At 72.2% G+C, this 24,532-nt stretch carries 26 protein-coding genes and 1 tRNA gene; 8 read left to right on the top strand and 19 right to left on the bottom strand.

Translation table 11 applies throughout. The features are described from left to right. Window positions 1–65: 65 nt before the first annotated feature. Window positions 66–974 (bottom strand): TIGR01777 family oxidoreductase, encoded by a 909-nt coding sequence (locus OHB00_RS44120; protein ID WP_406443631.1) that lies wholly within the window; start codon window positions 972–974, stop codon window positions 66–68. 135 nt (window positions 975–1,109) lie between these two features. Between OHB00_RS44120 and OHB00_RS44115 the strand changes: the two genes are divergently transcribed. The 6 genes from OHB00_RS44115 to OHB00_RS44090 all read left to right on the top strand — a co-directional run bounded on the left by OHB00_RS44115 (window position 1,110) and on the right by OHB00_RS44090 (window position 7,986). Beyond that, window positions 1,110–2,318: an ROK family transcriptional regulator gene (locus tag OHB00_RS44115; protein WP_406443629.1), complete on the top strand. Its 1,209-nt coding sequence runs from the start codon at window positions 1,110–1,112 to the stop codon at window positions 2,316–2,318. A 126-nt stretch (window positions 2,319–2,444) separates the two neighbouring features. Further along, window positions 2,445–3,794 carry an ABC transporter substrate-binding protein gene (locus OHB00_RS44110; protein ID WP_406443627.1) on the top strand — a complete coding sequence of 450 codons (1,350 nt, stop codon included), beginning with the start codon at window positions 2,445–2,447 and terminating at the stop codon, window positions 3,792–3,794. A gap of 2 nt (window positions 3,795–3,796) precedes the next feature. Next, window positions 3,797–4,795, top strand: a complete 999-nt coding sequence (locus OHB00_RS44105) for a carbohydrate ABC transporter permease (protein WP_406443625.1) — start codon at window positions 3,797–3,799, stop codon at window positions 4,793–4,795. After that, window positions 4,792–5,649, top strand: a complete 858-nt coding sequence (locus OHB00_RS44100) for a carbohydrate ABC transporter permease (RefSeq protein ID WP_406443623.1) — start codon at window positions 4,792–4,794, stop codon at window positions 5,647–5,649. Before OHB00_RS44105 ends, OHB00_RS44100 begins: the two co-directional genes overlap by 4 nt. Before the next feature lie 59 nt (window positions 5,650–5,708). Continuing rightward, entirely contained in the window at window positions 5,709–6,992 is a 1,284-nt protein-coding gene (locus tag OHB00_RS44095; protein ID WP_406443621.1) for a 6-phospho-beta-glucosidase, read from the top strand. After that, complete coding sequence (locus OHB00_RS44090) at window positions 6,985–7,986, top strand: N-acetylglucosamine kinase (protein WP_406443619.1); 1,002 nt, start codon at window positions 6,985–6,987, stop codon at window positions 7,984–7,986. The genes OHB00_RS44095 and OHB00_RS44090 overlap by 8 nt, the downstream gene beginning before the upstream one ends. Before the next feature lie 18 nt (window positions 7,987–8,004). Here OHB00_RS44090 and OHB00_RS44085 read toward each other — a convergent pair whose 3' ends face one another. From OHB00_RS44085 to OHB00_RS44030, 12 genes are all read right to left on the bottom strand, one after another. Next, complete coding sequence (locus OHB00_RS44085; RefSeq protein WP_406443617.1) at window positions 8,005–9,048, bottom strand: cytochrome P450; 1,044 nt, start codon at window positions 9,046–9,048, stop codon at window positions 8,005–8,007. 112 nt (window positions 9,049–9,160) lie between these two features. Further along, the gene (locus OHB00_RS44080; protein ID WP_406446268.1) at window positions 9,161–9,241 is read right to left on the bottom strand and encodes a tryptorubin family RiPP precursor; all 81 of its coding nucleotides are present in this window, start codon (window positions 9,239–9,241) and stop codon (window positions 9,161–9,163) included. Window positions 9,242–10,026: 785 nt separating this feature from the next. Continuing rightward, window positions 10,027–10,100: transfer RNA gene (locus tag OHB00_RS44075), tRNA-Pro, on the bottom strand. Window positions 10,101–10,209: 109 nt separating this feature from the next. Next, on the bottom strand, window positions 10,210–10,569 hold the full coding sequence (locus OHB00_RS44070) for an MmcQ/YjbR family DNA-binding protein (protein ID WP_406443615.1): 360 nt from the start codon (window positions 10,567–10,569) through the stop codon (window positions 10,210–10,212). A 30-nt stretch (window positions 10,570–10,599) separates the two neighbouring features. After that, on the bottom strand, window positions 10,600–11,130 hold the full coding sequence (locus OHB00_RS44065) for a GNAT family N-acetyltransferase (protein ID WP_406443613.1): 531 nt from the start codon (window positions 11,128–11,130) through the stop codon (window positions 10,600–10,602). Beyond that, window positions 11,127–11,720 carry a helix-turn-helix domain-containing protein gene (locus OHB00_RS44060; protein WP_406443611.1) on the bottom strand — a complete coding sequence of 198 codons (594 nt, stop codon included), beginning with the start codon at window positions 11,718–11,720 and terminating at the stop codon, window positions 11,127–11,129. Before OHB00_RS44060 ends, OHB00_RS44065 begins: the two co-directional genes overlap by 4 nt. 46 nt (window positions 11,721–11,766) lie before the next feature. Then, window positions 11,767–12,669 carry a LysR family transcriptional regulator gene (locus OHB00_RS44055; RefSeq protein ID WP_406443609.1) on the bottom strand — a complete coding sequence of 301 codons (903 nt, stop codon included), beginning with the start codon at window positions 12,667–12,669 and terminating at the stop codon, window positions 11,767–11,769. Between the two features lie 139 nt (window positions 12,670–12,808). Beyond that, window positions 12,809–14,002, bottom strand: a complete 1,194-nt coding sequence (locus tag OHB00_RS44050) for a glycine C-acetyltransferase (RefSeq protein WP_406446266.1) — start codon at window positions 14,000–14,002, stop codon at window positions 12,809–12,811. A 19-nt stretch (window positions 14,003–14,021) separates the two neighbouring features. Further along, window positions 14,022–15,050: an L-threonine 3-dehydrogenase gene (gene tdh / locus OHB00_RS44045; RefSeq protein WP_406443608.1), complete on the bottom strand. Its 1,029-nt coding sequence runs from the start codon at window positions 15,048–15,050 to the stop codon at window positions 14,022–14,024. 177 nt (window positions 15,051–15,227) lie between these two features. After that, entirely contained in the window at window positions 15,228–15,599 is a 372-nt protein-coding gene (locus OHB00_RS44040) for a YybH family protein (protein WP_406443606.1), read from the bottom strand. Between the two features lie 60 nt (window positions 15,600–15,659). Continuing rightward, window positions 15,660–16,373: an SDR family NAD(P)-dependent oxidoreductase gene (locus OHB00_RS44035; protein WP_406443604.1), complete on the bottom strand. Its 714-nt coding sequence runs from the start codon at window positions 16,371–16,373 to the stop codon at window positions 15,660–15,662. Between the two features lie 130 nt (window positions 16,374–16,503). Further along, window positions 16,504–17,433, bottom strand: coding sequence for a LysR family transcriptional regulator (locus OHB00_RS44030; protein WP_406443603.1), 930 nt, complete (start codon window positions 17,431–17,433; stop codon window positions 16,504–16,506). Window positions 17,434–17,538: 105 nt separating this feature from the next. Here OHB00_RS44030 and OHB00_RS44025 point away from each other — a divergent pair, with 105 nt between their 5' ends. Then, complete coding sequence (locus OHB00_RS44025) at window positions 17,539–17,841, top strand: muconolactone Delta-isomerase family protein (RefSeq protein ID WP_406443601.1); 303 nt, start codon at window positions 17,539–17,541, stop codon at window positions 17,839–17,841. Between the two features lie 71 nt (window positions 17,842–17,912). Then, window positions 17,913–19,049 (top strand): YbfB/YjiJ family MFS transporter, encoded by a 1,137-nt coding sequence (locus OHB00_RS44020; protein WP_406446264.1) that lies wholly within the window; start codon window positions 17,913–17,915, stop codon window positions 19,047–19,049. On the opposite strand, the gene OHB00_RS44015 is transcribed toward OHB00_RS44020, so the two are convergent. From OHB00_RS44015 to OHB00_RS43990, 6 genes are all read right to left on the bottom strand, one after another. After that, complete coding sequence (locus OHB00_RS44015) at window positions 19,046–19,690, bottom strand: TetR/AcrR family transcriptional regulator (protein ID WP_406443599.1); 645 nt, start codon at window positions 19,688–19,690, stop codon at window positions 19,046–19,048. The genes OHB00_RS44020 and OHB00_RS44015 overlap by 4 nt on opposite strands. Window positions 19,691–19,747: 57 nt before the next feature. Further along, a complete protein-coding gene (locus OHB00_RS44010) occupies window positions 19,748–20,329 on the bottom strand; it encodes a GAF domain-containing protein (protein ID WP_406443597.1) in 582 nt (193 codons plus the stop codon). A gap of 61 nt (window positions 20,330–20,390) precedes the next feature. Beyond that, a complete protein-coding gene (locus OHB00_RS44005; protein WP_406443595.1) occupies window positions 20,391–20,990 on the bottom strand; it encodes a GTP-binding protein in 600 nt (199 codons plus the stop codon). Next, window positions 20,968–21,339, bottom strand: coding sequence for a DUF742 domain-containing protein (locus OHB00_RS44000; RefSeq protein WP_366357425.1), 372 nt, complete (start codon window positions 21,337–21,339; stop codon window positions 20,968–20,970). Before OHB00_RS44000 ends, OHB00_RS44005 begins: the two co-directional genes overlap by 23 nt. Before the next feature lie 2 nt (window positions 21,340–21,341). Beyond that, entirely contained in the window at window positions 21,342–21,776 is a 435-nt protein-coding gene (locus OHB00_RS43995; RefSeq protein ID WP_089107225.1) for a roadblock/LC7 domain-containing protein, read from the bottom strand. 68 nt (window positions 21,777–21,844) lie between these two features. After that, on the bottom strand, window positions 21,845–24,286 hold the full coding sequence (locus OHB00_RS43990; RefSeq protein WP_406443593.1) for an ATP-binding protein: 2,442 nt from the start codon (window positions 24,284–24,286) through the stop codon (window positions 21,845–21,847). Between the last annotated feature and the right edge of the window lie 246 nt (window positions 24,287–24,532).

Genomic DNA, 24,532 nt, shown 5'->3' with positions numbered 1-24,532 from the left:
ACGCGGCAGGTCGGAGCGACCACCGGGGCCGGCCCTGGGCACTGGGCAGCGCGCCGTGCCGTGCCCTAGTCCTTGGACAGCGCGGCGCGCAGCGCCTCGTCGATGCCGGGCTGCCGGAACGTGAAACCGGCCTTCAACAGACCGGCCGGAACAGCTCGGCAGCTGCCCGTGATGCCCTCGGAGAACTCGCCGAGGACCATCCGCAGCGCGAAGGCCGGAACGGTGGCGAGGGTGGGCCGGTGCAGGATGCGGCCCATCGCAAGGGTGATCTCGCGGTTCGTCAGTGGTTCGGGGGCGGTGAAGTTGAGGGGACCGGCGAGGTCGTCGTGGTCGATGGCGTGGCGCAGGGCGGCGATGTGGTCGGGGAGCGAGATGAACGGCCAGTACTGGTCGCCCGAGCCGAGCCGGCCGCCGAGGCCGAACCGGAAGAGCGGGAAGAGCTTGCCCCAGGCACCGCCGTCGGCGGAGACCACGAGACCGGTACGCGGGTGCACGACCCGGACGCCGGCCCGCTCGGCCGGCGCGGCGGCGGCCTCCCAGCCGACGCAGACGGCGGCCAGGAAGTCGCTTCCGGCCGGGTCCGACTCGGTGACGACCCGGTCGCCGGTGTCGCCGTAGTAGCCGGTGGCCGAGGCCGAGATCAGCACCCGGGGCCGCTCGGCCGCCTCGGCGCAGGCCTCGGCGATGGTCCGCGTGCTCTGGAGGCGGCTGTGCCTGATCTCCTGCTTGTACGCCGCGGTCCACCGCCGGTCGCCGACTCCCGCTCCGGCGAGGTGCACCACGGCGTCGACACCGTCCAGGACGGCCGGGTCCAGCCGGGCACCCGGCTCCCAGGACGCGGACTCACTGCCGTCCGCCGCCCGGGCCCCGGTCCGGCCGCGGGTCAGACGCAGGACGCGGTGGCCGTCGGCGAGAAGGGAACGGGTGAGGGCGGAACCGATGAGTCCGGTGGATCCGGTGATCGCGACGCGCATGACGTTCTCCGATGAGGCAGATGTTTGATAGTTCAAACTTCTTCCGAACAGCGTACTCCGACAGGGAGGTTGATTCCGTACATGCCCGAGCGTATAAATAAGCAACTTTCTTTCTTACAGAGCCCTGGGGGTGCCGTGATCCGCCGTTATCCAGCCGGCCCGCAGCGGCTGCTGCGTTCGCTCAACGGCCGTGCCGTTCTGGAGGCGATCGACGAGGCCGGCCCGGTCACGACCACCGACCTGGCCGGGCGGATCCCGCTGTCCCGGCCCACCGTGGCCGCCGCGGTCGGGCTTCTGCTGGAACGCGGCGTGATCACCGAGGTGGGTCCGGCGACCGGCCGCAAGGGCCCGGCTCCCGCCCAGTACCGGGTCAACGCCGACTGCGCCTTCGCCATCGGTCTCGACGTCGGCCACCGCAGGATCCGCGGCGCCGTCGCCGACGTCACCGGCCGGATCCGGGCCCGCGCCGAGGTCGAACAGCACGGCGAACGGGGCGCCGACGCGCTCGTCGGGCAGGTCCTGGAGATGTGCGTGGAGCTGGCCGGACAGGTGGGGCGGGAGCTGGCGGAGCTCACCCAGGTCGTGGCGGGCCTGCCGGCCGCGGTCGGTCCGGACGGGCGCCGGCTGTCGTACGCCGCCGGACTGCCGGACGCCGGGGCGGGCCTCGGCGAGGCGTTCGGCCGGGCGGTCCCGGTGCCGCTGGTCCTGGAGAACGACGTGAATCTCGCGGCGCTGGCCGAGCGCACCCATGGCCGCGGCACCGAGACCGATGACTTCGTGCTGGTCAGCCTGGGGGTCGGGCTGGGCCTCGGGCTGGTGGTGGACGGCCGGGTCCGGCGGGGCGCCACGGGTGTCGCCGGTGAGGCCGGCTATCTGCCCAGCGACCGGATGATCGCGCCCGTCGGGCAACGCCGGGACCTGGTCCAGGAGCATCTGGGCGCCCGCTACATCAGCGCCGAGGCGCGGCGGCTGGGGCTGCCCGGCGACGGCAGCCCGCGTACCGTCTTCGAGCTCGCCCGCGCCGGCCATCCCGGCGCCCTGGCGATCGTGGACGACACCGCCCGCAGCGTCGCCTACGTGGTGGCCTGCGTGGTCCCCCTCATCGACCCGGCACTCATCGTGCTGGGCGGCGCCATCGGCGCCAACGGCGATCTGCTGCTGGAAGCGGTCGCCCGTCATCTGGCGGACTTCAGTACTTTCCGGCCGCCCGTCGTCGCGTCCGGCCTCGGCCAGGACGCCGTGCTCACCGGAGCCACCACCATGGCGGCGGAGCTGGCCCGCGAGGCCGCCTTCGCCGCCGCCACCACTCCCGTCCCGCAGGCGGAGCCGTCGGCTCTGCCCTGAGGGACACCGCGGCGGCGCCGTCTTGCCGGACAGCGCCGCCGCTCCGGGTCACCGGGCATTGCCGTGCCCGTCGACCGACGACCGATCCGTCACCCAGGGAATCCCGTCTCCGAGGAAGGACGATCAGTGTTCAAACCTATCACCGGGGCCGCGGCCGTCACGGCCGCCGGCGTCCTGCTGCTGGCAGGCTGCACCTCCACCGGGCCCGCCTCCTCCCAGCCCGACTCCGCCATCTCCCCCGGCGCCTCGCACGCGGCCACCACGGTCACCGTCTGGACGTTCAACCACCTCCCCAACGAGGTGGCGGCGTTCAAGGAGACCCTGAACCGGCTGCACACCAAGTACCCGTGGCTCACGGTGAAGTTCGTACCCAACAAGGACGACGCCGCCTACGCCAAGGCGGTCGCCGCGGGCGATCCCCCGGACGTCTTCATCAGCTCCGCGCCCGACAACGTGGCCAAGTTCTGTTTCAACGGCACGGTCGCCGACATCGGCCCCTACCTCACCTCGGCCAAGATCGACACGGCCAGTACTTTCCCGGCCGCAACCCTCGCCTACACCCGCTACCAGGGCAAGCAGTGCGCGCTGCCGCTGCTGACCGATGCCTTCGCGCTCTACTACAACAAGCAGATGTTCAAGGCGGCCGGTATCACCAAGCCGCCTACCACCCTCGCCGAACTCACCGCCGACGCGAAGAAGCTGACCGTCAAGAACTCGGACGGCTCGATCAAGACCTACGGCTTCGTGCCCCGCTCCGACTACGACGTCAACCGGTACCTGTTCACCGGCGCGCACAGCGGTACCGAGTTCTACGGCAAGGACGGCAAGACCACCTTCGCGTCCGATGCCAAGTGGCAGCAGCTGCTGAAGTGGGACCAGGACCTGATCGGCTCCTACGGCGAGGCGAACGTCCAGAAGTTCGTGGGCCGTTACCAGCCGCACGCCGACGACGCCGGCAACCCGCTGCTGACCGGTGCGGCGGCCATGGAGTACGACGGCGAGTGGCACGTCGGCGAGATCGCCTCGGAGAAGAAGGACTTCGACTACGGCGTGGTGCCGATGCCGGTGCTGGACAACTCGTCGGGCACATACGGCGCGGGCAGCACCCTCGGCACGGTCGCCTACCTGTCGGCGGGCTCGCAGCACAAGCAGGAGGCGTTCTTCGCGCTCCAGCAGCTCACCACTGACACGACCTTCCTGAACACCCTCGCGGACACGGTCTACAACATCCCGACCACGTTCGCCGCGCTCAAGGCCTGGGACAAGCGGAACGACCCGCACTGGAAGCCGTTCGTCGACGTCTTCGAGAACACGAACTCCACCTACAAGACGCTCACCCCGGCGGGCATCGAGGACATGGACACCTGGCGGGCGTTCCTGCTCGACTTCGAGCAGGGCAAGGTGAGCAGCGCCGCGAGTGGTCTCGCCGGGGTCGGCAAGAAGATCGACGACCTCAACTCCGGGAGCGGGCAGTAGCCATGACGACCGTTCTCGCCCCCGTCGGCGAGGCCCCGGGCACGGCGCGCACGCGCGCCGCCCGAGGCGGGCGCCGCCGCGCGAGCGGGGCCCGCTGGTGGGTCGTGCTCGCCTTCCTGTCCCCGTTCGTCATCGGGTTCTGCGTCTTCGTGCTCTACCCGGTGGCCGCCACGCTCTACTACTCGCTCACCGACTTCCAGGCGGGCTCCTACCGCCCGGTCCAGTTCGTCGGGCTGCGCAACTACCGAGCCCTGTTCACCCAGTCCGACACCTTCTGGGTGTCCGTGCGCAACACGGTGTGGATGGTCGTCGTGATGGTGCCGCTGCGCACCGCCTGGGCCATGTTCACCGCCTGGGTGATCATCCGGGTCAAGCGCGGCCGTACCGTGTACCGCACGCTGTTCTTCCTGCCGTCCATGGTGCCGGTGGTGGCCGCTGCCCTGTCGTTCATCGTGCTGCTCAACCCGGTCGGCCCGCTCAACCGGCTGCTGGGCCGGGTGGGAGTGGACGGCCCCGGCTGGTTCTCGGACCCCGTCTGGTCCAAGCCCAGCCTGGTCCTGATGGCGCTGTGGGCGAGCGGCAACGTGATGGTCATCTTCTCGGCGGCCATGCTCGACGTGCCCCGTGAGCTGTACGAGGCGGCCGAACTCGACGGTGCGGGCGCGCTGCAGAAGTTCCGCAGCGTCACCCTCCCGGCGATCTCCCCGGTGATCTTCTTCGCGCTGCTCACCGGGATGATCTACACGTTCCAGTACTTCACCGAGGCGTTCGTCGCCTCCAGTTCCGCGAACGCCACGTCGTCCAGCAACGACCTGATCGGCTACCCCGCCAACTCGCTGCTGTTCTACTCGACCGAGCTGTACCGGCAGGGCTTCGGCTACTTCAAGACCGGCTACGCCTCGGCCATGGCCTGGCTGCTGTTCCTCGTCATCTTCGCGGCGACCGTGGTCTTCATCCGCGCCTCGCGCCGCTTCGTGCACTACTCGGGCGGTGGCCGATGAGCACTGTTCCCCTGACCAGGCCCCGGGCCGGGCGCCGCGCGCTGTACCTGCTCGCCGAACACGCGCCCGCCGTCGCCGTCGCGCTCTGCTTCCTCCTCCCGCTGACGATCGGCGTGCTGACCGCGTTCATGACCCAGCACCAGGCCGGCACCGGCTCGTTGTGGCCCTCGCCCTGGGAGTTCGGCAACTTCGGTGAGGTCTTCAAGGCCATGCCGTTCGGCCGCGACCTGCTCAACACCATGCTCTACGCCGGGCTGTCCACGATCGGCGTGGTCGTCTCCTCGGTGCCCGTGGCCTACGCGCTGGCGCGGCTGAAGTGGCGCGGCCGGGAGGCGGTCTTCCTGATCGTCCTCGCCGCGATGATGATCCCGGCCCAGGTCACCAGCCTGCCGCTGTACGTCATGTACGCGCACGCCGGCTGGGTCGGCACGCTGAAGCCTCTCATCGTGCCGTCGTTCTTCGGCGACGCGTTCAGCATCTTCCTGCTGCGCCAGTTCTTCCTGACCATTCCGGACGAGTTCACCGAGGCGGCCCGGGTGGACGGCGCGGGCGAACTGCGCATCCTGTGGCGGGTGCTGATCCCGATGGCCCGCCCGGCGATCGCCGCCGTGGGCCTGTTCGCGTTCCTCTACGCGTGGAACGACTTCTACAACCCGCTGCTCTACACGGGCAACAGCGACACCGGCCAGACCCTCGCGGTGGCCCTCAGCCAGCTCGCCAAGAACGGCCACCAGAACGCCTACCAGCTCCAGATGGCGGCCTCGCTGATGTTCCTGCTGCCGGTACTGGTGCTGTTCTTCCTGGCGCAGAAGGTGTTCGTCGAGGGCATCGCGCTGACCGGTGTCAAGGGCTGAGCCCCTCCCCTCAGCCCCCTCCCCTGAGCCCTTCCCCCATCTCTCTCCCGGGAGCACGAGTGAAGATCACCGTTGTCGGCGGTGGCAGTACCTACACACCCGAACTCGTCGAGGGCTTCGCCCGGCGCGCCGACGTACTGCCGGCCGGGGAGCTCATCCTGCACGACATCGACGCCGAACGCCTCACCGTCATCGGCGGCCTGGCCCGCCGTATCCTCGCCCGCCACGGCTTCCCTGGCCGGCTGACCGTCACGACCGACCTGGCTCAGGCGGTGGACGGTGCCGACGCGGTCCTCGTCCAGCTTCGCGTGGGCGGCCAGGCGGCCCGGCTGGTCGACGAGACCCTGCCGAACCGGTTCGGGCTGCTCGGTCAGGAGACCACCGGCCCGGGCGGCTTCGCCAAGGCCCTGCGCACGGTCCCGGTGGTCCTCGGCATAGCCGAGGAGGTACGGCGCCGGGCCCGGCCCGGCGCCTGGATCGTCGACTTCACCAATCCGGTCGGCATCGTCACCCGCGCCCTGCTGGACGCCGGGCACCGAGCGGTCGGGCTGTGCAACGTGGCGATCAAGTTCCAGCGGCAGCTGGCCGCCCGCTTCGGCACCGACCCCGGCCGGGTCCGCCTCGGCCACGCGGGTCTCAACCACCTCTCGTGGATCCGTTCGGTCACCGTGGACGGCGTGGACCGGCTGCCGGAACTCCTGACCGGCGACGCCCTCGACGGCCTCGCCGCCGAACTCCGCTTCCCTGCCGGGGCGCTGCGCGACCTAGGCGCGATCCCTTCGTACTACCTCCGCTACTTCTACTGCACGCGGGAGGAGATCCGCGCCCAGCAGAGCGGCCCGCACCGCGCCGAGCAGGTCCTCGCCATCGAGCGGGAGTTGCTCACCCTGTACGCGGACCCCGCGCTGGACCGCAAGCCGGAGCTGCTTGAGCGGCGCGGCGGGGCGTACTACAGCGAGGCGGCGGCCGCGCTGGTCACCAGCCTGCTCACCGGCGACGGCGCCCACCACTACGTCAACGTCCGCAACGACGGCGTCCTGGCCGGCCTCCCGGACGAGGCCGTGGTCGAGGTGGGCGCCGATGTGGACACCGGTGGCCCTCGACCGGTGCCCGTGCCGCGGCTGCCACCCGAGATGCTGGGCCTGGTCCAGGCGGTCACCGCGTACGAGACCCTGACCGTCGAGGCGGCCCTGACCGGCGACCGTACGGTGGCCCGACGCGCCCTTGTCGCCCATCCCCTGGTCCGCGAGTGGGCGCTCGCGGACACCCTGCTCGACGCGCTGCTGGCGGCCGACCGCCCGCACCTGCCCCGGTTCTTCGCCGGCGAGGCCGCCGATGCCTGATCTCGTGGTGGGCGTCGACGGCGGGAACTCCAAGACCGACCTCGTCCTCGCGGACACCGAGGGACGGCTGCTGTCCTGGGTGCGCGGCGTGGGCACCCGCCCGCACGCTGAGGGCATGGCGACCACCACCGAACGGCTCGCCCGCCTCGGCCGGCGCGCGCTGGCCGAGGCGGGCCTGCCGGCGACGGTCCCGGTCGCGGCCGGCGCGTACTTCCTCGCCAATGTCGACCGGCGCGCCCAGGAGCGGCTCGCCCGGCAGCAACTGACCGGTCTGGGCGTGGCCGGGCGGATCGTCGTATGCAACGACACCCTGGCAGTCCTGCGGGCCGGGGCACCGGACGGCTGGGGGGTGGCGGTGGTGTCCGGCGCCGGCATCAACGCCGCTGCCGTCCATCCGGGCGGCCGCTCGGCCCGTTTCCTCTCCCTGGGGGACATCACCGGGGACTGGGGCGGTGGCCTCGCGGTGGCCCGGGCCGGTCTGGGCGCCGCGGTCCGGGCAGGTGACGGGCGGGGGCGGACGACCCGGTTGCGCCGGGATCTGCCGGCGCACTTCGGCCTGGGCAGCGTGGAGGCCGTCGCGCTGGCCGTCAGCACCGGGGAGATACCGGTGACCGCTCTGCACGGCCTGGCGCCGCTGGTGTTCGCCGCCGCCGAGCACGGGGACGCGGTGGCGCGGGGCATCGTGGAACGGCTCGGCGACGAGATCGTCGCCATGGTGACCGCCCTGCTCCGCCGGCTCCGTCTGCTGCGCACGCCGACACCCGTGGTCCTGGGCGGCGGCACCCTGCAGAACGGTCACCTGCTGCTGCGCGACCACATCGGATCCCGGCTGGCCGCCGAGGCGCCGTTTGCCCGGCCCCGGGTCCTGGACGTGTCGCCGGTCGCGGGCGCGGCGGCGGAGGCCCTGGTCGCTGTGGACGCCCCCGCGGACGCCCAGCGGCGCCTCCGGGAGGCGATCGCCGCCCGCGAACCACCGGTCTCGGTCGTCGGCTGAGCATGCCGGACGTCCTGCCTAGGGCCTGGTCAGCCGTACCTCCTCCACACCCAGCAGACCGAGCAGCGGCACCTTGGCGGTCTTCTGCGTCGGGTCGACCACGAGGCCCGAGGAGCGGATCCGGTCCAGCAGCAGTTCGGCGAGCGGCATGACCATGTGGCGTCCCCAGCAGCGTTCCGAGGAGTGACCGAACGGCAGGTACCCCTGGGTGTCGTCCGGGTCGAGGTGCTCCCAGCGTTCGGGGCGGAAGGCATTCGGCTCGTCCCACAGGGCCGGGTCGCGGTGGGAGAGCAGTGGGAGCAGCAGCACGTCGTCGTCGGCTCCGATCCGGCCGTCGACGGCGGCGTACTCGGGGCCGGCGTTGCGCAGCATGTTCCACGAGGGCGGCAGCAGCCGCAGCGACTCGTGGATGATGTTGCGGTTCGGGACGCCGTCGTCGAACGGGGCGCCGAGCCAGAGCGCGTTGGCCACCAGCGTCGAGACCGTGAAGCAGACGGGGGCGGCGGCGCGCCGGTACACGCCCAGCGCGTACCGGCGGTTCTGGTAGCCGACCGCCGTCGCGGCCCGTCCGGCGAGGGTGGTGAGCCGGTCGTCGGGGCGGGGCCAGCCGGGCAGGGCGGCGCCGACGGTGATCACGGACCAGGTGAGCTTGGGCGTCAGTTCCAGGTAGCGGCTCATCAGCAGGCGCAGCCGATACGGGTCCTGGCCGAGGATCAGGTCACGCAGGAAGCGGTGTCCCACCAGGGGCCAGGTGCCCGTCAGGTCAACCCCTTCGGGCAGCGGACGGGCCAGGGCCGCGCGGACGTCGGCGGCAACGGCCCGGGTGACGGAGGACGCCTCGCCGCGGCTGATCGAACGGCCGTGGAGCGGCTTGAACGTGGGACGTTCCGTCTCCGTGGCCCGGCGTGCGGCGAGGATCCGGTCGGACACCTCGGGTCCGGCGACCCCGATCGTGTCGGGCTCCAGCCGGAAGACGTCCTGGCCGAGGTGGTCGCGGAGCAGGGCGGCCAGCCGTGGTGCGAGCACGGTGGTCCGGGACTGCTGTGCTGATGTCAGCGACATGAGTTCTCCGTCGGGACGTGGACGCAAAGCCGGTGTGACGCGGACCCGCCGTGCGACGACCGACAACGATGTCGCGGGTCGCCGCACGGCAAGCGTCAGAGGGCGGGCCGGATCAGTACCACAGGTACCAGGCGCTCGCCTTCAGGCTCCTGCGGGCGGCGGCCTTGTTGCGCATGGCGAAGAGAAACTTCATCACTGCACCTCCTCTCGTCGATGACGCCGGGAGACTCCCCTGCCGCTCGCGATCACAATCCGTCCATCGGGTGATGCTGCTTCCGCACCGCTACTTTCGGACGGTGCACACCGTGACCGCCTGTCCGTCACGCAACAACTCCCGTGCAGCCCACGTAACTTGAGATTCACCGACACTCCTGTCCCACTCTGGCCCCGGTCGCCCCGAGGCACCCGAGACCCAGCGGTCGGAGACCGCGGTCGGGTATACGAACTGCCCGTCCGCCTCTGTTCGAACATGGCCGATTGGCGCCGCCGGTCCCAGGGACGCCGTCAGGGCGCCCAACAGATCCCCAGGGCCTCTTCCCGCAGCCGGGGATGACCAGGGTCCGCATGTCGTCGGCGGCAAGCCGCATGGTCGCGCCGACCCGGTCACCCAGGCTCCCCGCTCCCCCGACGGCCAGGACAGGCAGCGCGGCTCCGGTTGCCCCCTCTTCCACCGGATTCAGTACGGGCGCCCCCGTCCGACTCACTGTGGCGGCAGGCCGGCTATGTCGTCGTCGCCCCCCTGCGACGCATCGCCGGCCACGGATCACTGACCATCACCCAGCGCTACCTGCGCCCCGACGTACACGAGATCACGGCCGCCGGGGCGGCGCTCTCCGCGCACCGCGCTCGCTGCCCAGCCCGATCGTCGTGACCCGCTGACGCCGGTCAAGGACGCCGGCCACGAACTGGTCCCCAGGAATGATCAAGGGCCGGTTTCGGATGCCTCCGAAACCGGCCCTGATCTGCGACTTCGTAAAGTCGGGACGACAGGATTTGAACCTGCGACCCCTTGACCCCCAGTCAAGTGCGCTACCAAGCTGCGCCACGTCCCGGTGCCGTTTGACCTGGGGTTTTCCCCGGGCGAAACGTGCAAGGAAACAATACCGCACTCGGTTCGGTGGTCGTACACGGCTTTTCCGGATACGGAACCGCAGCGCCTGGTCAGTCCTCGCCAGACAGGCCCAACTCCGGGTAGGAGTCGAGGAGTCGGGGCGGGGCCGCCTGCCTCCACGAGTCGGCGAGGATGTCACGCAGCTCGGCCTCGTCCTCCAGCGCGGCCAGCCGCACCCGGACCCAGGCGAACATCGCCTCGTGATCGGCGATCCAGAACTTCTCCGGCTCGGCGAGCACCAGTTCGTCGCGCTCCTCCTTGGGACAGCGCACCGCGATCGACGTCTCGTCCTCGGGAAGCGTGGCGAACATCTTCCCTGCGACCCGGAACGTGGGCATGTTCCAGGCGGTCTTCTCGGCGGTGTCCGGCAGGGACAGGGCGACACGGCGTACGTCTTCGGCTTCCGGCATGCCGAGAACCGTAGCCCCCGGCACTGACACTCACCGGGCCGGAGCGCCCACGCGCTTGTAGTACAGCGTCGTCGGGCGCAGCGCCCCGAAGGGGTCGAGCGCGTAGTCGGGGATGGTCCCGGCGCGGGTCCAGCCGGCCGTGCGGTAGAGGTACTCGGCGGGGCTGTCCGTCTCGGTGTCCAGATGGAGCAGGGTGATCCCGGCGGCCGCGGCGGCCTCCTCGGCGATGATCAGCAGCCCGCGGCCGACGCCCCGCCCGCGGGCGTCGCGGTGGACCATCAGCTTCACCACTTCGGCGCGGTGCCGGCTGTTGGGCTTCTCGGGGAAGGCGAGGCCGACCGTGCCGACGGCCCGGCCGGCGCCGTCCAGCGCCGCCCACACGGCGAGTTGCCCGGCCGCCACGGCGTCCACCCTCCCCTGCCACCAGGCGACGGCCTGCTCCCGGTCGAAGGGCGCGAGAAAGCCGACGGACGCGCCGGCGTTCACGGTGTCGGCCAGCAGCTCGGCCAACTCCTCCGTCCGCAGCGCCAGTTGCTCCGCCTCCAGACGCAGTACGGTCATGGCCGCACCACCGCCAGGACGTACCGCGCCTCCTGCGGTCCGGCGCACCTGAACCGCGTCGGCCCCCACACCCGCAGCCGCAGGCAGTCACCGACGTCCAGGAGATGCGCGGTCCCCTCCGCGGTCACGGCGAGCGTCCCGTCGAGCACCCAGAGGTGCTGTTCCAGGCCGGGGACCGGCGGGCGGTCGTAGGAGATGTCCGCGCCGGCCGCGAGCCTGCCCTCGACGAGTTCGCCGCGCAGCCCGCCGTGCGGCGGCGACACCGACCGACGCACGAAACCGGAGGCGCGGTCCTCCCACACCTGCTGTTCGGCCGCGCGCAGCACCGTCGCGGGTTCCGCCTCCACCTCGCTGAGCAACTGGGACATGGTCCGGCCGTAGACATTGCAGAGCCGGTTGAGGAGGGCGGCCGTGGGGCTGGTCTCGGCGCGTTCGGCCCGGGAGAGGGTCGACTTGCTCAACCCGCTGCGCTCCGCCAACTCGCCCAGGGAGAAGCCGTGTTCGGCACGCAGCTCGGCGAGGCGACTGCCGAGGCGGGCATCGAGGCCGGTGCCGACCGAACCAGGGGCGATCACTTCCTCGCGTTTCACATGCGGGACGTTATCCCGTAAATGAAACGCCCGCGTTAAGAACCGCTCACGGCCGTGCCGCCTCGCCCAGTGCCCTGAGCACCGGGCGGATCAGCGGATGTCCTTCCGCTCCGCGTCGTACGGCCGCGAAGACGCGGCGGGTCGGGGCGTCGCCGTCGACGGGGCGCACGACGACTCCGGTCAGGTCCATGCCGCGCAGCGCCGAGCGCGGGACGAGGGCCACACCCGCGTCGGCCGAGGCCAGGGCCACCACGGCGCGGAAGTCGTCGGAGGAGTGTTCGAGGCGGGGCTGGAAGCCGGCGCTCTCACAGGCCAGGACGACCACGTCGTGGCAGGGGTTGCCGGGGTAGGGGCCGATCCAGGTGTCCTTGGCCAGTTCGGCGAGGGGGACCTCGGGTGCCTCGGCGAGGCGGTGGTGGAGCGGGACGACGGCGTCGAAGGGCTCGGCGTACAGGGGCACGTGGGTGAGCCGGGGGTCGTCGGCGGACGGGGCCCCTCGGTACTCGACGGCGACCGCGACGTCGACCTGCCGGTCCAGGACCATCGGGAGGCTGGCGTCACCCTCGGCGTCCTGGACGCGGATACGGATGCCGGGGGCGGTGCGGGCGAGCCGGGCCACGGCCGGGGCGACCACCTGGGCGATGCCGGTGGCGAAGGCGGCCACGGTGACCGTGCCGGCCTCGCCGGAGCCATACGCGGCCAACTCGGCCTCGGCCCTCTCCAGTTGGGCGAGCACCGCGTTGGTGTGGGCGAGCAGGATCTCGCCGGCCGGGGTCAGCCGTACACCCTTGGCGCTGCGCTCGACCAGGCGGTGGCCGGTCTCCTGCTCCAGCGCCGCCAGTTGCTGGGAGACGGCCGACGGCGTCAGATACAGCGCGGCGGCAGCCGCCGTCACCGTGCGGTGGTCGGCCACCGCACGGAGGATGTGGAGCCGCCGCGCCTCGATCATGAGATTGATTATCGCAATATGTCGGGGCCGCCCGAGCCGCCGGCCCCGCTCAGCCCGCCGGCCCCGCTCTGCCCGCCGGCCCCGCTCTGCCCGCCGGCCCCGCTCAGCTCGGCGCTCCTGGTCGGCCCGCCGGCCCTGGTCAGCCGGCCAGCTCCGCGCGGGCCGCGACGAAGGCGTCCACCGCGCGGTCGACGTCGTCCGTCGAGTGGGCCGCGGACAGCTGGACCCGGATCCGGGCCCGGCCCTGCGGCACGACCGGGTACGAGAAGCCGATCACGTACACGCCCCGCTCCAGCAGCAGCTCGGCCATCCGGCCGGCCTCGGCCGCGTCTCCGATCATCACGGGGGCGATGGCGTGGTCGCCGGGGAGGATGTCGAAGCCCTCCTCGGTCATCCGGCGCCGGAACAGGGCGGTGTTCTCGGCCAGCCGGACCCGCAGGTCGTCCGCCGCCTCCAGCAGGTCGAGGACCTTCAGCGAGGCCGCCGCGATCACCGGGGCGAGGGTGTTGGAGAAGAGGTAGGGGCGGGAGCGCTGGCGGAGCAGGGCGACGATCTCGGCGCGGGCCGCGACATAGCCGCCGGAGGCGCCGCCGAGGGCCTTGCCGAGGGTCCCGGTGACGATGTCGACGCGGTCCGTCACGCCGTGCAGCTCGGGGGTGCCACGGCCGGACGGACCGACGAAACCGACGGCGTGCGAGTCGTCGACCATGACCATCGCGTCGTAGCGGTCGGCGAGGTCGCAGATCTCACGCAGCGGCGCCACATAGCCGTCCATGGAGAACACGCCGTCGGTGACGACCAGCCGGCGCCTGGCGCCCTGCGCCTCCTTCAACTGCTGTTCCAGGTCGGCCAGATCGCGGTTGGCGTAGCGCAGGCGGCGGGCCTTGGAGAGGCGGATGCCGTCGATGATCGAGGCGTGGTTGAGGGCGTCGGAGATCACCGCGTCCTCCTCGCCGAGGAGGGTCTCGAAGACACCGCCGTTGGCGTCGAAGCAGGAGGAGTAGAGGATCGTGTCCTCCTGGCCGAGGAACGCGGACAGGCGCGCTTCCAGCTCCTTGTGGACCTCCTGGGTGCCGCAGATGAAGCGGACGGAGGCCATGCCGTAGCCCCAGCGGTCCAGGGCCTGGTGGGCGGCGGCGATCACCTCGGGGTGGTCGGCGAGGCCGAGGTAGTTGTTGGCGCAGAAGTTGAGGACCTCGCCGGGGCGGCCGCCGGAGGTGACGTCGACGGTCGCGGACTGGGGGCTGCCGATGACGCGCTCGGGCTTGTGCAGGCCGGCGGCGCGGATCTCGTCGAGGGTGGCGCGCAGGTCGTCGCGCACGGAGTCGAACATCATCAGTCCTTGGGTGTCGTCAGTGGGTCCAGTCGAGGATGACCTTGCCGCCGCGGCCGCTCGCCGCGTCGGCGAAGGCCGCCTCGAAGTCGCGGTAGCCGTACCGGCCGGTGATCACGGGGGCGAGGTCGAGTCCGCCCTCCAGCAGGACCGACATCGCGTACCAGGTCTCGAACATCTCACGGCCGTAGATGCCCTTGATGGTGATCATCGAGGTGACGATCCTGGCCCAGTCCACGGGGAACTCCTGGGCGGGCAGGCCGAGCACCGCGATACGGCCGCCGTGCGTCATGTTGGCGATCATGTCGCGCATGGCCTCGGGCCGGCCGGACATCTCCAGGCCGATGTCGAAGCCCTCGCGCAGCCCCAGCTCCCGCTGCCCGTCGGCGATCTCGGCCCGCGACACGTTCAGGGCGAGGCTCACGCCGATCTTGCGGGCGAGGTCGAGCCGCTCCTCGCTGACATCGGTGATCACGACGTGGCGGGCGCCCGCGTGCCGGGCCACGGCGGCGGCCATGAGACCGATCGGTCCGGCCCCGGTGATCAGCACGTCCTCACCGACCAGCGGGAAGGAGAGCGCGGTGTGCACGGCGTTGCCGAACGGGTCGAAGATCGCGGCCACGTCGAGGTCGACGGGAACCCGGTGCACCCAGACGTTGCCTGCGGGCAGCGCGACGTACTCGGCGAACGCGCCGTCCCGGCCGACGCCGAGGCCGACCGTGGCCCGGCACAGATGGCGCCGCCCGGCCTGGCAGTTGCGGCACTTGCCGCAGACGAGGTGACCCTCGCCGCTGACCCGGTCGCCCACCTTGACGTCGGTGACGTCCCGGCCGGTCGACACGACCTCGCCGACGAACTCGTGCCCGACCACGAGCGGGGTGGTGATGGCCTGCCGGGCCCAGCCGTCCCAGGCCCGGATGTGCAGGTCGGTGCCGCAGATGCCGGTCCGCAGGACCTTGATGAGCACGTCACCGGCTCCGACCGCGGGCTCGGGCACGTCCGTGAGCCACAGCCCGGGCTCCGCCTTCTCCTTGACCAGCGCCTTCAACGCTACGGCTCCTGTGCGTGAGGTCCCGGCCGCGGGGACGCCGAGGCGGCCCGCGGCCGGGGAGGGGGGTGGAATCTCACAGCAATCTGCCGCACCCTGGCGCATCGGTCCATCGAGGATTTCTTAAGCGCCGCCACAGCTCCGCTTCACGCCCCCGCAACGCCCGGCAGGACACGGCTAGTCGAGGCGGGAGACCTGGTAGTGGGCGATGTACCAGTCCTCGCCCGTCCGGGTGACGAGGACGGAGAGCTTCACGTCCCGCGGGGGCTGGTCGGTGAACGAGAACTCCACGGCCAGGTAGCCGAGGACCACACCGTCGGCGGGCCGCCGGGTCTCCAGGACGCGGTACTCCGCCTTCATCCCGAGCGGCTGGGAGTCGTAGTACGCGGCGACGCCCTGACGTCCGACGCTGTACGGGTGCAGTCCCTGGAAGACGGCGTCCTCGGTGAACTGGGCGGCGACCCGTTCGGGTTGGTGTGCGTCGACGGCCGCCTTCCACCGGTCGAGCACCCCGGTCAGGATCGCCGTGTCGTCCGTCGTGCTGGTCATGTCCACTCCTTGGTGGTGACGTGCCGTGTGCCGCGGTGAAGTGACGTACCGTGCCGTCGGTCAGTGTCCGGCGCTCATGCCGCCGTCGACGTGCAGGATCTCGCCGGTGACGAACGGCGCGGTCTCCAGGAAGAGGACCGCGTCGACGATGTCGCTCACTTCACCCATCCGGCCGACCGGGTGCAGGGCCGCGAGGAACTCGTGGGTCTCGGCCGGGTGCATCGGGGTCCTGATGGTGCCGGGCGACACCGCGTTGACGCGGATGCCGCGGGTGGCGTACTCGATCGCCAGGGACTTCGTCGCGGACTGCAGGCCGCCCTTGGTCAGCGAGGCCAGCACGGAGGGGACCCGGGCGTCCGCGCTGTCGACCAGGCTGGTGGTGATGCTGACGATGTGCCCGCCGCCCTGGGCGAGCAGGTGCGGGAGGGCCTGCTGGGTGAGGTGGAAGAAGCCGGCGACATTGATGCCGGTCACGGCAGCGTAGTCCGCGGCGGTGTAGTCGGTGAAGGGCTTCGCGACGAACACACCGGCGTTGTTGACGACGGTGTCGACACGGCCGAACCGCTCGACGGCGGCGGCCACGACCCGCTCGGCGGTCGCCGGGTCGGCGATGTCGCCCTGGACGGTCAGGACGTCGGCGTCGTCGGCGGGGGCGATGGTGCGCGAGGTGGCGACGACGGCGAAGCCGAGCTTGCGGTAGCCCTCGACGAGGGCGGCGCCGATGCCCTGCGAGGCACCGCTGACGATCGCGACCTTCTGCTGCTGCGTGCTCATGATGACCTTCTCCGTAGTGGCTGGACCGGTTACTAGCCGACCGGTCGACTATTTGGAAGCTAGGGCGGTCCGGTCCGGGGCGCCAGGATCAGTTTCCTCCCGGCTGGGAGGCCGCGCCTCCCAGCGCAGCTCAGCCGGGGAGCGCGTACGGGTCGTCGGCGGGCAGCCAGGCGTCCGGGGCGTGGATCCCGAGGTCCCCGACACCGTCGCACAGGGCGTCGACGGCGGCCAGGACGCCGGCGCGGTCCTCGCTCGCCCGCCAGACCAGCGACCAGGTCCAGTACACCTTCGGCGCGACGATCTCGCGGCGGACCAGGTCGGGCGGAAGGGGAGCGGTCTGCCCCTTGGGCGAGTTGAGGACGGGCCGGGTGCAGCGCCGGACGTGGTCGAAGTAGGCGGGGCCGGTGACAGCACCGTCGGAGATGCGCACCGCGCGGGCGCCGACGGCCTGGGTGAGCTCCTCGGCGTACACGTTCCAGGAGGCCCAGGAGGTGATGTCGTCGTCGATCAGGATGTCGGCGTCCCTGGCCGGCAGGTCGCTCGTGTCGGTGCCCTTCGCGACGGCGTAGAGCCGGTCGGCGCCGACCAGCCGGGCCCGCAGCCCGAGCCGTGCGAGGTCCTCGGTGCGCACCCAGCAGACGGCGAGGTCCAGGCTGCCGTCGGCCACCCGCGCGGCCTGGGTGTGGGAGGGGGCGACCCAGGCGTCCACATGGACCCGGGCCACGGCGGCCGTCCTCGACGCCAGGTCCGGAGGCAGCCAGTTCACGTAACCGAGGCGTACCAACTGCGAACCGGACAGCCGGCCGGCCCGGCGTTCGAGGTCCTCGGCCCGCTCCAGCAGGGCGCGGGTGTGCGGGAGCAGGTCGGCACCGGCCGGGGTGAGGGAGACCGAACGGCGGTCGCGGTCGAACAGCCGCACGCCCAGGTCCCGTTCGAGCGCCTTGATCTGCTGCGAGAGCGAGGGACCGGCGATGAGCAGCCGCTCGGCGGCCCGGCCGAAGTTCAGCTCCTCGGCGACCGCGACGAAGTACCGCAGCTGGCGCAGTTCCACGCGCGCCATGCTACGCGCGCTGGGAGGCTGCGCCTCTCAGCAGCGAGGCCGCCGGTCGTGGCATCGGTGCCGTCGGCGGCGGACGATGGAGTCCGGCGACGAAGGGAGCACACCGTGCGAGAGTTCCTGGTCGAGATCACCACCACCGTCCCCGAGGGCACGGGCCAGGACGAGGTCGACCGGCGGCGCGCCGCGGAGGCCGTCCGGGCCCGGGAACTGGCCGCCACCGGCCATCTGGCCCGGCTGTGGCGTCCGGTGGGCGAGTTGCGCAGCATCGGCGTGTGGCGGGCCGCCGACGAGGAGGAACTCCACGAGAAGGTCCTCGGCACCCTGCCGCTGCGCCCCTGGATGACGCTGACCGTCACCCCCCTGGAGTCCCACCCCAACGACCCGGGCCGGGTCGACGGCACCCGATGACCCTTGCCTCCACCGCCCCCACCTCTCCCTGGACCCATGTCACGAGGGCGGCCGCCGCACTCGCCGCGGGCATGGGCGTCGGCCGTTTCGTCTACACCCCGATCCTCCCCCTGATGCACGCCCAGGCCGGCCTCTCCGCCGGGGCCGGGGCGAACCTGGCCACCGCCAACTACGCCGGCTACCTCGTCGGCGCTCTCGCCGGCACCCTGGCCCCCGCGCTGGTCCGGTCGCGCGCGGTGCTGCGCGGCTCCCTGCTCCTGCTGACCGCCACGATCGCCGCGATGCCCCTCGCCCACAGCACGGCGGTGTGGGCCGGGCTGCGGCTGCTGGCCGGAGCCGCGAGCGCCCTGGTCTTCGTGGTCGCCGTCGCCTCCCTGCTGCACCATCTGCGGGACCACCCGGCGCACCTGCCCGGCTGGGCCTTCGGCGGGGTGGGCGCCGGCATCGCGCTGTCCGGTCTGCTCGTCCTGGCCCTGCGGTCCATGGCCGACTGGCGGGCGGCCTGGTGGGCGGCGGCCGCGCTCACCGGGATGCTGGCCGCGGCCTCCTGGCGGCTGCGGCCCGAGGACGCGCCGGCCGCGGCGGGGTCCGGCAGCCGACCGGAGGCCCGCACCCACCGCTGGTTCGGCGCGCTGTTCCTCAGCTACTTCCTGGAGGGCGTCGGCTACATCGTCGCCGGCACCTTCCTGGTCGCGGCGATCGGGCAGGGCTCCCCCGGCCGGCTCGGCAGCGGCGCATGGGTACTGGTGGGGCTGGCCGCCGTACCGTCCTCGGCACTGTGGGCCCGGCTGGGGCGCCGCTGGTCCCGGCCCGGCCTGCTGCTCACCGCGCTCACGATCCAGGCGGCCGGCATCGCGCTGCCCGCGCTGACCGGGAGCACGGCAGCCGCCCTCGCCTCGGCCGTGCTGTTCGGCGCCACGTTCCTGGGCGTGAGCACCCTCGCCCTGGCCACCGGCGCGCACCTGCGCTTCCCGCGCTCCGTCGCCCTGCTCACCGCCGGATACTCCGTCGGTCAGATCCTCGGGCCGCTGGTCGTCGCCCCGCTGCTGCGCCACGGCTACCAGCAGGCCCTGCTGCTGGCCGCCCTGGTGGTCCTCGCGGCCGCCCTCGCCGCCGCCGTGCTGCGCATCGGTTTCCCACACCACATGGGCGGGGACCACACCGTGCGCGTACGGCAGCGGCAACCGGCCGAGGCCACCCGTCCCTAGGCCACCGGTCCCCTGGCCACCAATCCCCGGGCCACCCGCCCCTGGTCGTCCGTCGCGCCGAGCAGGGCACGGCAGTTCTGCCAGAGCTGGGTCAGCCGCCCGGTGCTGTTGTACAGCTTGGCGAACATCACCTGGCCCTCCAGCTGGGCCACCACCGCCCGCGCCGCCTCCCGGGTGTCGGTCACGCCCACGTCGCCGCGCTCACGGGCCTCGGCCACGACGGACTCGACCATGTCGACCTGGGCGTCGAAGATCTCCTGCAGCCGCCCGCGGATCGCCTCGGTCTGGTTGCTCAGCTCCAGGGCCAGGTTCCCGAACAGGCAGCCCGCCACGGTCCCGCAGCCCCGCTGGCCTGCCAGCTGACCGGCCTCGGTCTCCTCGAACAGCCGCCGCAGCCGGCGCAGCGGCTCCGCGTCACCGGTCAGGGCCCGGGTCCAGTCGCGCTTCTGGACCGCCCAGTGCTCGTCGACGACAGCGAGCGCGAGGGCCTCCTTGGACTCGAAGAAGTAGTAGAAACTGCCCTTCGGCACCCCGGCGGCCTTGCAGATCTCGGCCACCCCGAGCGCGGAGTAGCCGCGCCCTTCGATCAGCGAGCGAGCGGCGTCGAGGATCTTCCGCCTGGCGTCACTGGTGCGTCCCATGCGGCCAGGGTACGGAGGTATTCGACCGGTCGGCTAGTGACGGGGCTGTTCCCGTCGTCACAGCAGCGGCAGACCGTCGGCCTCGCGGCGCTCGATACGGGCCACCAGTTCCGCCGCCGACGACTTGATGGTCTCCAGGCCGGGCCGGCCCCAGGGCCGCGGCTCCACGTCGACCACGCAGACCGTGCCGAGCACCGTCCCCGTGCTGTCGATCAGCGGGGCACCCAGATACGACCGGATGCCGAACTCGTCGACGACCGGATTGCCCGCGAACCGCGGGTAGTCGCAGACGTCCTCCAGGACCAGCGCCTTGCGCCGGACCACCACATGGGGGCAGAAACCATGGTCGCGGGGCAGCTCACGGCCGAGGACCGGGGTGCTGCCGTCGGGCCGCACCACGGGCGGCGCCACGTCCGGCAGGTGCAGACCCGCGAAGAACTGACGGTTCACGTCGATGAAGTTGACCATGGCGTACGGCGCCCGGGTGACCTCGGCGAGCCGGTCCGCGAAGGCGTCGAGGGCGGGGTCCGGGTGTGCGCCCAGGCGCAGTTGGCCGAGGCGCCGGGTGCGTTCGGGTGCCTCCTTGTCCTCGGGCGTGAGCAGCAGCCGGCCGACCGGGCGCGGCGGGTCGTACCTCATGCGCGTGCTCCGTCGCGGTGGAGGTGGGTCATATATGGGCTCCGTCAGGGGTGTATTGGGTTCACATGTGGGCGCCGTGGCTCGGCGCGGAGACCGGAGCGTGGGCGATGAGATGGCGGACGAGAGTGAGCAGGGTCTGGACGCCGGAGCTGGAGATCCGGGCGTCGCAGCGGACCACCGGGATCTCCGGGTCGAGGTCGATGGCGGCGCGCACCTCGTCGGGGTCGTAGCGGTAGGAACCGTCGAACTCGTTGATGGCGACGATGAAGCCGAGGCCGCGCTCCTCGAAGAAGTCGACGGCCGCGAAGCAGTCCTCCAGGCGGCGGGTGTCGGCGAGGATGACCGCGCCGAGCGCGCCCTCGGACAGCTCGTCCCACATGAACCAGAACCGCTCCTGTCCGGGCGTGCCGAACAGGTAGAGCACGTGTTCGGGGTCCAGGGTGATGCGCCCGAAGTCCATGGCCACGGTCGTCTCGACCTTGTTCTCGATGCCTTCCAGACTGTCGGTCCCGGCACTGACCGTGGTGAGGAGTTCCTCCGTGGACAGCGGCGCGATCTCGCTGACCGCGCCCACGAAGGTGGTCTTGCCGACCCCGAACCCACCGGCCACCAGGATTTTCAGCGCGGTGGGGAAGGGATCAGAGCTGTCGTCGTAGGCCATCGAGCACTGCCTCCAGGAGGGACCGGTCAGTGGGGTTGTGGTGGAACACGGGGGGCTTGGCGGTCAGCGCCCCGCAGTCGACGAGGTCGGAGAGCAGCACCTTGGTGACCACGGCGGGCAGTTTGAGGTGCGCGGCGACCTCGGCGACCGGGACGGGGGCGCGGCACAGGTCGAGTGCCTGCGCGTGCTCGGGGCCGAGGTAGCCGAGGGGCGTGGACCCGGTCGCCATCACCTGCGACATGAGGTCGAGGGCGATGCTCGGCTCGGTACGGCCGTTGCTGACCGTGAACGGGCGCACGAGGCGTCCGGCCGCGTCGTCGAGCCAGGGCCCGTCGCCGGCTGCCGCCACCCTCAAGGCCTCATCGCCGTGGATTCGACGGCGTGCTGCCGGGGCGCGGTGACGAGGTACGGGCGGACACTCTTGACCAGCATCGCCATCTCGTAGCCGAGGACGGCGGCGTCGGCCTCCCGGCCCGCCAGCACGGCGAGGCAGGTGCCGGAGCCGGCGGTGGTCACGAACAGCAGCGTGGAGTCGAGTTCGACGACGACCTGGCGGACGTCCCCGCCGTCGCCGAACCGGACGCCCGCGCTGCGGCCGAGCGAGTACAGGCCGGAGGCGAGCGCCGCCATGTGGTCGGCGCTGTCCGGGTCCAGGCCGTGGACGGACTTCACCAGCCCGTCGCAGGACAGGAGCACCGCGCTGGTGGTGTGCGGTACGCGCTGCACTAGGCCGCTCATCAGCCAGTCGAGGTCGGATACCTGGGCGGTCGGCGCATCGCTCGCCATGGTGGATCGACTCCTTGGGGTACGAAGGTCTGCGGGAGCTGTGGGGGTGGGGGAGGTGACGGTGCTGGTCATCCGGCCGGTGCGCTCCCGTCGGGCCGGGCGGTGAATTCGGAGGTGTGCACCGGGCGCAGGGCCTGGGAGTACGACTGGGGCCGGGACGCGGACCGGGTGTCGGCCGGGTCCCGGTGTGTCCGGCTCAGGTGGGTGGGGGTGGGGGCCAGGTGGTCCGTGGCCGGGTGGCCTGTGGTCATCTGATCGGAGGTCATGCGATCCAAGGCCATGTGGTCGGTGGTCATGTGGCCCAACGCCATGTGGCCCGAGGCCAGAGGGTCCAGCGCCCTGGGGTCCGGCGTCACGGTGTCCGGCGCCATGGAGTCGGGCGTCATGCGGTTGCGGGCCGACTGGTCGGGCACCGTGTGGTCCGGAGCTGTGTGGCCGGGAGCTGTGTGGTCCGGAGTCAGGTGCCCGGCCTCCCGGTGTGCCGCGTCGACGTGCGCCGCCTCCATGTGCGTGGCATCCATGTGCGTGGCATCCATGTGCGTGGCGTGGGAGGTGTTGGTCGGCCGGTTGGTCGACCGGTCGCCGGATCCGTCGCCTGCGGCCAGGTCGGTGAACCCCGTAGCGGTGAATCCGTCGTGGAGGGATGCGCCATGTGTCCCGCCCACGGGCTCGGCGGCGGTCGGCTCCGCCTGGGTGGCCTCCAGGTGCTGCTGGGCCTCGGCGAGGCCGATGCCGCGTTGGAAGGCGGCCATCAGGCCGGGGTCGTGTCCGGCCGGGGACTCGTTGTCCTGGCGGGGCGCCGGGCCACCGCGGAGCTGGGGAACGATGTGCTCCTGGGCGCGGCGGCGCGGCAGTTGGGGTTTGCCCATGGTGCCGCGCACGGCGCCGACGCGCGGTACGGGCACGCTGCCCGCGTGCTCGGCGACCGCGGACCGGTCCTCGGGCCGGATACCGGGCAGTGCCTCGGCGGGGTTCGGGCGCGTCTCCTGGGCGCCGCGCACCGGCAGCGGCGCGGGCGCGCCTGCGGGCTGCTCGTGCCTGCGCCGGCCACCGGCACCGGCCATGGCGGGACCCTGCTGCTGTGCGGGCCCTCGGCCGGCCGGCGAACCGCCTGCGGCGGCCCGGCTGCCGGTCCCCACGACCGGCCCGGTGGCGAGGCCGCGGCCGCCCTCCAGCACCCCGGTGCCGCCGGACGGGCGTGCTCCCTGGGCTCCGGGCGGACCGCCCGTGGCGCCCGGCGCACCGCCCCCGTTCGCCGTGTCGCGCGGCTGCGGTACGGCACTGGGCGCCCCGGGTGTGCCCGGTGCCGTGCCCAGCAGCCCCTGCGGGACGACGAGTACGGCCTGGACGCCACCGTAGATGTTGGTCTGCAGGCGGACGTGGATGCCGTGCCGGCGGGCGAGCTGGGAGACGACGAAAAGACCGATGCGGCCGTCGGCCAGCAGGCTGGCGACATTGACCTGGTCGGGGTCGGCGAGCAGGGCGTTCATCTTGGACTGCTCGCCGACCGGCATGCCGAGTCCGCGGTCCTCGACCTCGACCGCGAGGCCGGAGGTGACGAGGTTGGCGCGGAGCAGCACCTGGGTGTGCGGGGCGGAGAACACCGTGGCGTTCTCGACGAGTTCGGCGAGGAGGTGGATGACGTCGGCGACGGCGTGCCCGCGCAGTTCCCCGTCGATCGGCGGGACGAGTTTGACCCGGGAGTACTGCTCGACCTCGGCGATGGCGGAGCGCAGCACCTCGGTCATGGAGACGGGGTTGCTCCACTGCCGCCGGGACACGGCGCCGCCGAGGACGGCGAGGTTCTCGGCGTGCCGCCGGATGCGGGTGGCCAGGTGGTCGACGTGGAAGAGGCCCTTGAGGAGGTCCGGGTCCTCGATCTCGTTCTCCAGTTCGTCGAGAATCGAGATTTCCCGGTGCACGAGGGACTGAAGGCGCCGCGCCAGGTTGACGAAGACCTCCAGCTTCTGTTCGCTGCCGGCCTGGCTGGAGAGCTGGGCCGCCTGCACGACGGCGGTGACGGCGCCGTCGTGCGCGCGGGACAGGTCGGCGGCGAGCAGCTCGAAGTCGTCCGCGTCCTCGGGTGGCCCGCCGCGCGGCTTGCGCGGTGGCGGCGTCTCACCGCGGCGCAGGGCGTCGACGAGGGCCAGCAGATCGGCTTCGCCGCGGGCGGCGTTGCGGCGCAGGACGCCGACGCGGTCGCTGACCGAGCGCGCGGCGCGGCCCGCGGCCACGGCGGCGATCACAATGCCCGCGGCCGTCACCGAGACCGCTCCGGTGAGCACGGCCAGCAGGGTGAGGCTGGGCCGGGCGCCGGTGGAGCGGACGGTGAACAGGACGGCCGCGCAGCCGCTGAGCGCCACCGCGACCGGCGGCAGCACCGCCAGGCGCATGAGCTGAGGCCGTATGTGGGTCTCGGGCAGCGCGGGAACGGGTCGGGCGACCGGTCGTCCGTGCCGGCCGCCCTCACGGCGGTCGGCGCGGTCGGCCGGTGCACGGAGGTGAGACATCTGCGTCCTCGTACTGGTCCGTCGGGCCTGGTTTCTCGCGCGGGTCGCGCGAGTCGGGCATGCGCCATCGCGGTGCCGGCCTAGGGGACCGCAAAAGAATTCGGCCCCGTGTCGCCCGGCGGACACTCACAGTAGTCGCCAAGGCATCATGTGCGGCGGGCAGTTGACAAAGTCCCCCGGAGATGGTCCCGCTCTGGTATGAGCCGTCGTACGAAAGACCGATAACCCCCTCGGCGACTCGCTCCC

Source organism: Streptomyces sp. NBC_00631, from assembly GCF_045206895.1.
GTDB lineage: Bacteria > Actinomycetota > Actinomycetes > Streptomycetales > Streptomycetaceae > Streptomyces.
The sequence above is the reverse complement of the archived record's forward strand: the minus strand, read 5'-3'. Positions and strand labels throughout refer to the sequence as shown.